The organism is Thioalkalivibrio sp. (assembly GCF_007692535.1).
GTDB lineage: Bacteria > Pseudomonadota > Gammaproteobacteria > Ectothiorhodospirales > Ectothiorhodospiraceae > Thioalkalivibrio.
Genome location: NZ_REBW01000087.1, coordinates 1 through 6374, shown reverse-complemented (window position 1 = coordinate 6374; position 6374 = coordinate 1). Strand labels below are relative to the sequence as shown.

General features: G+C 63.9%; 7 protein-coding genes. 1 reads left to right on the top strand and 6 read right to left on the bottom strand.

Translation table 11 applies throughout. The features are described 5' to 3' along the window. On the top strand, nt 1–188 hold a 188-nt coding region (locus EA346_RS03640), incomplete at its 5' end, for a hypothetical protein (RefSeq protein WP_296755777.1). A 59-nt stretch (nt 189–247) separates the two neighbouring features. On the opposite strand, the gene EA346_RS03635 is transcribed toward EA346_RS03640, so the two are convergent. From EA346_RS03635 to EA346_RS03610, 6 genes are all read right to left on the bottom strand, one after another. Then, nucleotides 248–1519 carry a hypothetical protein gene (locus EA346_RS03635; RefSeq protein WP_296755773.1) on the bottom strand — a complete coding sequence of 424 codons (1272 nt, stop codon included), beginning with the start codon at nt 1517–1519 and terminating at the stop codon, nt 248–250. After that, complete coding sequence (locus EA346_RS03630) at nt 1516–2265, bottom strand: outer membrane lipoprotein-sorting protein (protein ID WP_296755769.1); 750 nt, start codon at nt 2263–2265, stop codon at nt 1516–1518. The genes EA346_RS03635 and EA346_RS03630 overlap by 4 nt, the downstream gene beginning before the upstream one ends. Before the next feature lie 10 nt (nt 2266–2275). After that, nucleotides 2276–3520: an ABC transporter permease gene (locus EA346_RS03625; RefSeq protein ID WP_296755765.1), complete on the bottom strand. Its 1245-nt coding sequence runs from the start codon at nt 3518–3520 to the stop codon at nt 2276–2278. Continuing rightward, nucleotides 3517–4209 (bottom strand): ABC transporter ATP-binding protein, encoded by a 693-nt coding sequence (locus tag EA346_RS03620; RefSeq protein ID WP_296755761.1) that lies wholly within the window; start codon nt 4207–4209, stop codon nt 3517–3519. The genes EA346_RS03625 and EA346_RS03620 overlap by 4 nt, the downstream gene beginning before the upstream one ends. 11 nt (nt 4210–4220) lie before the next feature. Beyond that, on the bottom strand, nt 4221–4679 hold the full coding sequence (locus EA346_RS03615; RefSeq protein WP_296755757.1) for a cytochrome C: 459 nt from the start codon (nt 4677–4679) through the stop codon (nt 4221–4223). 170 nt (nt 4680–4849) lie between these two features. After that, nucleotides 4850–6019, bottom strand: a complete 1170-nt coding sequence (locus EA346_RS03610; RefSeq protein ID WP_296755751.1) for a cytochrome c peroxidase — start codon at nt 6017–6019, stop codon at nt 4850–4852. Between the last annotated feature and the right edge of the window lie 355 nt (nt 6020–6374).

Genomic DNA, 6374 nt, shown 5'->3' with positions numbered 1-6374 from the left:
CAGGTGAGTATAGGCTGGACGGACACCCGATTCTTTCCGCTACGCCCCCCCCGACGGCTGGTGGTGGCAGTGGCCGGCCCAAGGGGGACACCCACGCCCGACCCTTGAGCGGCGGCTTGCTGATCGATATCGACATATCAAGCAAGGGACAGGTCGAGTGCTACAACACAGGGCGCGGCTATCGCTGACCATAACGGCCCGACCGCCAGGGCGCGGCGATCTTCCACCTTCGGACGCGCGCAGAAAGTCAGAAGCTGTAACGTGCCCGGAGCTCCAGGCGCCAGTCGTTCTGGCGCTCGCCGAACTCGGTGTTCCGACCACCCGTCAGCGCCGCCAGACGTCCGCGCACCTCCAGGTTGGCGATGCCCGTGTAGCTCAGCTCCGGAATCAGCGAAGCGCTGCCGTCGTTCAGATTGACGATCACCGTCCCGCCGACGGCCCAGTAAAGGAGATCCCAAGGCTCACTGTGCCGTACGCGTAGATAAAGATAATCGCGCATCACCTGGGGTGCGCCGTAGCCGGACGCACGCGCCTGCGCCGCTTTGCGCTGCACCGCGGGATCGTCCCCGCTCTCCCGGGCCAAATCGAAGAAGTTCCGGATTTCCTGGCGCGTGTAACCCGCACCGTTATGGTAGTACTCGGCGATCCAGGTGGTTTCCCACTGCGTCAGATAGCGCAGGCCCAAAAGGAAATCCGTTGACCGGGCGTCCCGGCTGTCCAACGTCCCATCGCCGTCCACCACTGTGACCTCGCGCCGACCGAATCCTGCCAGCTCGGCGTGGGCCTCGAAATGGGGGGCCAGGTTGCGTGACAGCGCGATGCCCAAGGCTCCGGGGCGGCTGCCGCTGGCACGGGCGGTCAGATGGATATCGGTGTCGCGGTACAGCAGGTAGACGCGGCCGGCGGGGTTGAGCGCGCTCTTGGCACCGAAGTCCTCGTTCAGATCGTCGTTCACCGGCAGGACCAGCGGATTCACCATCAGCGTGCGCAACGGCCCGTCGAAGCTCCGGACGTACTCGCCCTGTGCCAGCACAAAGCCCTCGCGGGTAAGATCGGGGTCGGTCGGATCCTTCGGGCGCTCCAGAAAGGCCGCCGGGTTCCACGCATAGCCGGTACCCCAACGCAGCGTACGCTTGCCCGCCTCTCCTGACAGGCGGTCGCCGAAGCGGTGGTTCAGATAGAGTTCCTGCACCGTGACATCTTCGCTGCTGCCGAAGACATCGTCCCGCCACTCGGCCTGCAATCGGCCATTCAGCGTCGTATCGTCCCAGCGGTACTGACCGGAAAGGTTTCCGGTCGCGCGGTAGCGCTGGAAATCCCGGCGCTGCCCGTCCGGAAAGTTGAGCGCATAGAGCGCGGAATCGCGGTCCAGCAAGAAATGCTCGGCGGTTCCCTGCAGGTAGCCGGAAACCTCGTAGGGCTTGCGTTCGTACCGGCCGACATCGAAATCGAACTCGAATTCGGCGAAGCCGAGTGCTGGCAACAGGAACAGCAGCAGCCCGAACCGGCCGTGCTTCAACGGCGCAGATCCCCGATCCTGGGCAGATAGCCGAGCGAGAAGACCTCATCGGGAAAATCGCGCCGCGCGATCCCCGAGAACAGCATCACCGAGCGATAGCCCCGCTGCAGCGGGCTGGTCGTCTCGAGCATCGCCGGCCGCACGATGCCGTCGCCGAAATCGGTGATCCGACTGTACTCCAGCGTCTTGATCAACAGGCCGGTGGCCGCGTAGGCCTCGATCTTCGCCGGTGTGCGGGTCTGCTGGTCCACCCACATCTTCAGGCGATCATAGGCGACCTCGGGTCCCCGGGCCTGGAGGTCGAGCACGTACTGCTCCTCGTCCTCTTCGAGCAGGGTCGCGCTGTACTCGACGCTGAAATCGAGGCGCAGGATGTCGGTATTGCTGAACACGCCACCGACGACCGACTGCAGGCTGGTGATCCGGATCGGCCTGCCGACATCGGGAATGTAAAGCCACATGTTCTCCCCAAGGCGCAGCGTCGACCGGCCGCGCTCGCTCGCCGGGTCCAGAAATACCGCCGCCATGCTGTCGGCACCGCTGCGTACCGTGTACAGCACGAATTCCCGCGAACGGCCATCCGGTTCCACGTTGATGATCTTGCGGTACATCTCGAGCGCACCCGGCTGCATGCGCTGGTCGACCTCGGCGAGCAGCGCATCCGCATCGACGGCCCAGAGCGGCGCGCAACCGAGGATCGCGAGCAGGAGAATGGCGGCAAAGCCGGTTCGCATCGGTCGAGTCATTGTCATTGTCCTAGACATGCCGTAACGCCGTGTTCGGATCCATCCGCGCCGCCTTCCACGCCGGCTGTAGACTGGCGGCCGCCGCGACCGCAACCACGATCGCGGCCACCCACAGGATGTCGCCGGGCGCCAGTGCCGGAGCCAGCACGATCTCCTGACGCCCGAAGGCGAACTCCACGGACCAGACGTTCAGCAACCGGACCACCCCGAGGCTGACCAGCGTGCCCACAAGCGTGCCGACGACACCCAGCAGGACGCCCTCGCCCACGAACAGCGCGAGGATTCTGCCCGGGGGCGTCCCGATCGCGGCGATCGTGCCAATCTCGCGCACGCGCTCGTAGACCGACATGATCATCACGTTCATCACCGCGATCAGCACGATCCCGACCAGCATGATGCGGATGAACAGGTCGAGCAGATCGATCATGCGCGCGATATTCGCAAACGGCGTCAACTGGTCCCAGGTGTGAACGGTCAGCAGCGGCTGTCCGCGCGGGTTGACGATCTCGCCCAGCATCTGCTCGAGACGGCGCGCCACGCGCTCGGTCTGATCGGGGTCCTGAAGACGGATCGCGATCTGGTTCACTTCCGGCGCCTCCATGCGCAGCAGCGCGCGGGCATCATCGATATGCAGGTAGCCGTCACGACCGCCGGGCCCGGTCACCGCATCGAGGACACCCTGCACGAGGAACGTTCGCCCGTTCACCGAACCATCGACATTGGTCGCCACCAACACCACCGTATCCCCCACCTGTACACCCATGCCGCGGGCAAGAAGTTCCGGGAGCAGGAGCGCGCCGGGCTCCAGCAGACCATTACGGATCTCGCCATCCAGCAGCCGCCCGGCCAGTAACGGCATGGCCGCTGCTTCGCGCTCCGGCACCACGCCGTTGAGCCGGATGTTGGTGGTCTCCTCGAAGTCACTGAGCATCGCACCGAATTTGAGCCGCGGGGTGACCGCCTCAACTTCCGGCATCTCTCGGAGCAGGGCCTCCACGCGGGCGACCATCTCGGGCTTCATATTCAGGTTCAGCGGCAGGTTCTCGATCGACGCGACGTAGCCGCGCTGGTGCACCTGCAGATGCCCCAGCATCGAGTCGGTGATCTGCCCGATCATGATCTGCTTGAATGAGGCCGACACCGCGACGAACAGCAACACGGCGACCATCCCGAGCACGATCAGACCCGCAGTCAGCAGACTGCGGCGCCAGTACCGCGCCAGATTGCGCGCTGACAGGCGCAGCACCCGGATCATGTCGAGCCTCCGACGCCATCCACGATCCGGCCGTCCTCCAGATGAAAGACCTCCTCGGCCGCATCGACGATACGCGGGTCATGGGTGGAGAAAACGAATGTGGTTCCGAATTCGTCGCGCATTGCCTTCATCAGGTCGATGATGCGCAACGCGGTCACATGGTCGAGATTTGCGGTGGGTTCGTCGGCCAGCACCAGCTTCGGCTTCGACGCGAGCGCCCGCGCGACCGCGACCCGTTGCTTCTGGCCACCCGAAAGCTGGTCCGGTCGCTTGTCCGCGCGGTCCGCGATGCCGACGGCTTCGAGCAGCTCGGCGACCCGCGCGCGGCGCTTCGCAACCGGCCAGTTCTGGACCATCAGTAGCGGATACTCGATGTTCTCGGCCGCACTCAGCACCGGGATCAGGTTGAAATCCTGAAACACGAACCCGAGGTTCGCCCCTCGGAAGTCCGCAGCCTCACGCCGCCCAAGGGCAGCGACGTCAGTGTCCAGAACGAGCAGCTTCCCGCCCGTGGCCCGGTCCAGGCAGCCGATCATGTTCAGCACCGTGCTTTTGCCGCTGCCGGACGGTCCGACGAAGGCGACGAAGCCGCCGGACTCGATCGAGAAGTCGATCCCCCGCACCGCGTGCACGCTGACATCGCCCTCACGATAGGTCTTGTGCAGACCCGATGCCTCGACCAGGGCCACGGACCCGGACCTTAGTAGGCCAGTTCGAGCCGGTCCAACTGCTCTTTGGTAATGTCGCCCCAGCGCTCGAGGTTCCATGCACCCTCCCCGACCCAGGCCTTGAACACGGAGAAGTTGCGCGCGCGCTCGTCATCATCGGCACCAAGGTGCTCGTACATGTTGCCGGGCTGGCCTTCTGGGTGGCTGCTGCCGTCGTCGAGTCGGCGCATCAGGGCGCCGGTATCGGGATATACGACGAACATGATCAGGTCCGCGTAGGAGTCCATGCGTGGCCCGAGCCCCATCTCTTCGTAACGGGCCTTGTCCTCGTCGAAATCACCTACATACGGGGCATTCACCCCGTGGCAGCCTGCGCACTGAGTCTGGAACAGGGGCTGGACGTGTTCGCGGTAGGTCACCTCGTCGGCATGCAGGGGCACAGCCGCGAGCGCCAGCGCGCCAGCGGCAAGAATCACGGGAAGGTTTTTCACGGCGTCACCTCAAGCGATCGGTTCAGAGACGGTCGGCCCAATCGGCTGCCGGGCGCAGGAGCGACGGGCTAAGATCAGTATACTCCGAGAGCCACCAAACCTGACGGAACAGGCGCAGGGACCCCGGCGACACATCCCTGTTGGCGGGCGGGGTCTCAGCGGCGCCTTGATCAAGGCCTGACAAACGCTGCATCCGTAAGAGTGTGCAGGAAGGCGATCAGGGCATCGATCTCCGGGTCACTGAGGGGTTTGGGCATCGCCAAAGCGGCAAAATCAACGTTTTCGGGATAGTCAGTGGTTCCCCAGGCTAATCCGGTTTCCGGGTTGAGCGTGTGTAGAACGCTATCCCGCGCGCCACGATGGCTGTGCAGTTTCAGAACGGTGGCCAAATCATGCGCTAGGCCGTTATGAAAATAGGGGGCCGTGACCGCGACATTGCGAAGAGTGGGAACCTTGAAACGCCCTAATTGGGCCGCGGCTGGACTGCTCAGAAACTGATTGGCGGCCAGTCCAGGATCGGGTGAATCATCCTGACGAGCATCGCGTACCGCAGTATGCATGGGTACTCCGAGATTGTAGTAGCGGTAGTTCGTGAAGGTTTGCCGGCTGGGTCCGGTTACTGCAGTGGAGTCATGGCACCTCAGGCAACCGGTCTCCCGGCTGTGAAAGAGATCGAAGCCCGCCTGTTCCAGGGGTGTAAAGGTGGCCTCCTGGCCCATCACGGCATCATAGTGTGCGCTGAAGGGATGAAAGGCCTGCGTACGCTCAAAGGCGGCGATGGTATGGCCCAGACGTGAGAATGCCTGTTGCTCGCGGGCGAAGATCTGCGGCCCGAAAAATCGTTGCAGGGCATCAACATAATCAGCGTTTTCCCGCACGCGCGCTATCACCGCTGCACGGCTGGGCATCCTCATTTCATCCGGGTTCAGAAAGGGGCCGCCATTCAGATTGACCTGATTGGGCAAGGAGCGGGCGCGACCGTCGTGGAATTGACCGCCACGATAGACTCCTGGAGCCATGGCATGAAAGGGCGGCGCATACAGGGCATACATCAATGTTGGAGCATTGCGAATCCCCAGGGCCTGGTCATCATCCCCCACCGATACCGCACCGCCGACTCCCTGAGTGCGACTATCGATAAAGGCCGCATCGGCCGCATGACAGGTGGCGCAGGATTGGGTGCGTTGCAAGGACAGGTTAGTGTCGTGAAATAGCGCTTCACCCAGGGCTTCCAGGGTGGGAAAGGGGTTGGGTGCCGGCTGTGCGTTGGCTAATGCCGACAAAAGTAGCGCGGTGGTCAGTGTGGCAATGAGGCGGATCGGAAAGGTGCCAGTATTCATGGCTTGCTCCTCGGGAATCCAGACAGAATAAACCGCCTGTCCGCCCGGCGCGAGGCTTACTTGGCGTTCATTGGCCCGGCTGCTCGGCCGTCGATCTGCTCTGAGACGACCCACGGAGCGTCACCCCAGGCAAGGACCCTGTGAACCAGCGTGGTCGCCACCCTTTCGTAAGCGCACATTCTACGACGTCCTATCCCGGGGCCCCGCCCGTGCCTACGCTGGTCACCATCGAGGAACCGGTGGGAGATGGCGGCGATGGGACGGTGGGTGCAGCGGGATGCAGAGACGTGGTGGGCGATCGTGCAGCGGCAGATGGAGAGCGGTCTGAGCCAGGTGGCGTTCTGCGCCGCCGAGG

Excerpts from the sequence above, each read along its gene's own strand:
- EA346_RS03630 (WP_296755769.1), bottom strand. The coding sequence starts at position 2,265 with ATGACTCGACCGATGCGAACCGGCTTTGCCGCCATTCTCCTGCTCGCG.
- EA346_RS03625 (WP_296755765.1), bottom strand. The coding sequence starts at position 3,520 with ATGATCCGGGTGCTGCGCCTGTCAGCGCGCAATCTGGCGCGGTACTGG.
- EA346_RS03610 (WP_296755751.1), bottom strand. The coding sequence starts at position 6,019 with ATGAATACTGGCACCTTTCCGATCCGCCTCATTGCCACACTGACCACC.